Here is a 3,563-nt window from a genome sequence, read left to right on the forward strand (position 1 = left end):
TGAGGGACGGCAGTAATCTGCCGAAGAACCTTGACTCTTCAAGCTGGTAATGAATTAAAATACTCGAGTTCCCGAAAGTGCCATCCAAAAAGAAGGAAGCGATGAGAAAATCTCATTGCACGCCTGGCCGTACGCAGTGCGACTTGCCACCGAAGGCGACTGGCTTGTCATTATTGTTAAGTTAACGCAATGCCGACTTCGTCGGGAAGTGATGCTGCTGCGCAGGAAGTGAGGCCGGGAGGAGCATCCCGGGAAGTGAGGCTCGCTGCCGCGAGGAAGTGATGCTGTCGCTTACGCGCTAGGAAGCTGAACAACAAACAAAATGACTGCACCAAAGTACTTGAATGGGTCCCTTGGGGACTCCAGTTTTAACCTTCCGTTAATATAAAGACGTCCCAACGAGCATTGGGAAGCGCAAGAGTGGCTTCGCGGAGAAACAAAAGATCGGGTTAAAGAGCGGGTTAGGAAATACGAGTTAACAATACCGGGTAGAAGGAAATAGAACGGATGATACTTATTTGCTGATGAAGGCCAGTCACCTTCAGTACCGCTTTGCGGGCGAAGAACCGCTGTTGGCTGATAAGAACCACGTTGAGCGTCAAGGGTGCCTCGTCCTCTGAATTGAGCCAAATACACAAATTCAAGTTTCGTAAAGGTTGCATGGTTCGAGGCGCGCTTCAATGTGCACACTCCCCACCGCAAGCGGTCCGCCCCGCTCAAGCGGGGATTTAAGATCAAGAGTCAGGAAGAACCGGGTCTAGGGTTTGGGGTGTAGGGTCTCGCAAGAGAGAGAGGCGGCTTTCAGTTCCGACGCTACGCATCCAGGTTCTTAGTTCTTGGTTAAGAAACAAGAGAGAATAAGTAAGATGGCAAGACTGTGGAGACGCGAGAATTCTAGCTGATTATAGAACTAGGGAATAAGATGATCGAACTATAAAGAAGAGATGTGGGTTATGATAAGCCGCTCAAGCGGGGATTTAAGATTGAGATTATTGAGAGCGGTTATACGTCATCCGTCCAACGCTCTCCGAGAATAACCCTTCGACAAGGTCAAGACCAGACCACGAAGTAAATCCGGGATCACAATGCAAGGTATTTCGAAGAACCGCTCATCTATGATAGGGAACTATGCAAACTTGCATCTGCTCCTTTAAGCACGGAAATCATGTGACTCTTCTAACTATCAGGGTTGTTGTAGATCTTTTCTCCCGGCTTGAGCGAATGGACGAGCCAGACGTTTCCGCCTACCACGCAGTTATCTCCGACAACGGTGTTCCCGCCAAGCACAGTCGCTCCCGCGTATATCACGACATGGTTACCGATGTCTGGATGACGTTTGATTCCCTTTATCGGATTTCCATTCTCGTCGAGTTCGAAGCTTTTCGCGCCAAGCGTTACGCCCTGATATATCTTTACATGGTGTCCTATGGTGCAGGTTTCTCCTATTACGACACCGGTGCCGTGGTCAATAAAGAAGTAATTCCCGATTGCTGCACCCGGGTGAATATCTATTCCGGTCTTTTGATGAGCATACTCCGTCATTATCCTGGGGATCAGCGGAACGTCCAGTTTGTAAAGAATGTGTGCGAGCCTGTAAGTGCTTATCGCTTCGTAGGCGGGATAAGCGATCATGATTTCTTCCACCGATTTGGCGGCGGGGTCTCCTTCGTATGCGGCCCGCACGTCTGTGACTAGAGTCAAGGCAACGGAGGGTAGTTCAGCCAAAAACTCCTTCACAACTTGACTTGCTCCTTCTTCTCCCAATTCAGGTCGTATTTCCATAATCATTTCCCTTAGTGTATTCAAACCCTCCAACAGTAGTTCTTCCCCGTCAACGGGTCGGGTATGTGAAAGCTGCGGGCAGAAGGTTTTTCGAATAAGATGAATGAGCTCTACCGTCTTTAGCTTTATATGTCCAAGTGAGTAAGACTTTGATGAACAATGAGTCTTGGCGATTTGTTCGTATGCTCTTGCTACTTTTTGTGAAATCTCGTCTTTGTAATTATCATTCATAAGCATTATCTCCTAAAAAACTCAGTTGATTTCTTTCAGTATAGACGAGAAATCATGAGATTGCTCAACGAGTTTTGATCAATCAATGTCATTCTGAAACCTCGGTAGTCGATCGCGCCGAGGAGCGTCGACTTCAAAGGATACCAAAGTTGGCCTAACATAAGGTCACGATATTTGTGGTTACCCGAGCGCACATGGGGTATAAAATATGAGTCGAGAAGCGAAGAATTATTCATGGAGGATGAGGTTATATGAGAAGATTGCTCACGGTATGTTTCCTGGCACTGTCAATTGGATTGTTCGCAAGATTTGAGATTGGGCTACCGGTTTTTTCCATGCCCCAAAGCGATTCTAAGAACGGAATTGTTGAAGTCTTGACGGATTTATCTGAAGAGAATATGAATCTCGAGATAACTGTAGTCTTTACCGATGAGGATTACCCGTGTCCAGTTATCAATTTCCTTTATGATATCTATCGCTATTTCAAATATGGCCGTATTGAGGATATTGAGAGTTTCTACATCAGGTTCGATTCGGATGGGAAGATAATTGCTCTAGATTTCCCGGGTGTTTTTGCAGCTGATCACGCCTTTCATGACACGAAGAATCTACATGGGTCTGCGGTCCTGATGCCTGATGTAATAACATTTGTGGATGGAAGGCCCTTGATCTTCATCAATACTTGGAATCACATGTTCGGAGTAATCCCGTCCTTTGACAGAGCTAACGAGACTTTGCTGTCAGACTATCCCGTCACCGAAGGGACCAGGTCCGACGCGGAACATAAGTACTCCTGGCACCATTAGTGGTCTCGTTCAGGTTGAAGGGTTTTGCTCTCTTAGCTGAGTGAATTACCGTTGCTTTCATTGCTCTTGAAATGTTTCAAGAACAGCTGGACGATCGAAGTGCATTCTAGATTTTTTCTTGTGTCGACACAGCTTTGCGAACAAGGATATGCAAGCAGCGTCCAAGGGACCGCACGATTATAATCCGTTAAGTCAGCTTGAATGGCAGTTTCTTGATCTGAATTTCTGTTTGTAGAATAGTAATCGCTGAAGTCAAACTGTCAGAAGAATTGCAAGCTGGATTTTGCTTCCCTAGCGCTTAGAGTAATCATTCAGCTGCTTTTAAGTCACAATACCTCTCTAAGTCGCTGTCATTGCCATAAAGGAAAGGGAATAAGAAACCTGTGATGTCCGAACACTGATTGGTCGCAGAGAGTCAAATGGTTTGGAAGAGGTTCTTTTCCGGTTCACTGTACATTTCATACTCCCCACTTAACTTCGTTTTGATGCCCAACTAGATTTATAATCATTCATTCGGAAGAAAAACTAAAGGGTTATTGAATAATTAGAAAGTTTAGTTCACCCGATGGAGATGAAGAACTTGCAAAAGGCTACCTCTGCGGAAAAAAGAAACGAACTCGATGAACTACGCAATCTAGTCGGAAGTTATTCCCAGAGCGCGGATGATAATCATGTGCATCTCAACCTAAGGGGACCGGATCTTACGGGCGATGATGCGGAAAGAGCAATAGATGTGCTTGAAGA

Annotated in this window: 2 protein-coding genes; one reads left to right on the forward strand and one right to left on the reverse strand. The window is 45.9% G+C overall.

The window, feature by feature from the left end:
* Positions 1 to 1,176: 1,176 nt before the first annotated feature.
* Positions 1,177 to 2,013: a serine O-acetyltransferase gene (locus BG32_RS04140; RefSeq protein ID WP_006486333.1), complete on the reverse strand. Its 837-nt coding sequence runs from the start codon at positions 2,011 to 2,013 to the stop codon at positions 1,177 to 1,179.
* Positions 2,014 to 2,264: 251 nt separating this feature from the next.
* On the opposite strand from BG32_RS04140, the gene BG32_RS04145 reads away from it, so the two are divergent.
* Positions 2,265 to 2,819: a hypothetical protein gene (locus tag BG32_RS04145; RefSeq protein WP_006486335.1), complete on the forward strand. Its 555-nt coding sequence runs from the start codon at positions 2,265 to 2,267 to the stop codon at positions 2,817 to 2,819.
* Positions 2,820 to 3,563 lie beyond the last annotated feature (744 nt).

It is taken from the genome of Mesotoga sp. HF07.pep.5.2.highcov (assembly GCF_003666285.1).
Taxonomy (GTDB): Bacteria; Thermotogota; Thermotogae; order Petrotogales; family Kosmotogaceae; genus Mesotoga; species Mesotoga prima.

What these genes read in the sequence shown, in the direction of transcription:
- BG32_RS04140 (WP_006486333.1), bottom strand. Translation starts at nt 2,013, where the DNA reads ATGAATGATAATTACAAAGACGAGATTTCACAAAAAGTAGCAAGAGCA.
- BG32_RS04145 (WP_006486335.1), top strand. Translation starts at nt 2,265, where the DNA reads ATGAGAAGATTGCTCACGGTATGTTTCCTGGCACTGTCAATTGGATTG.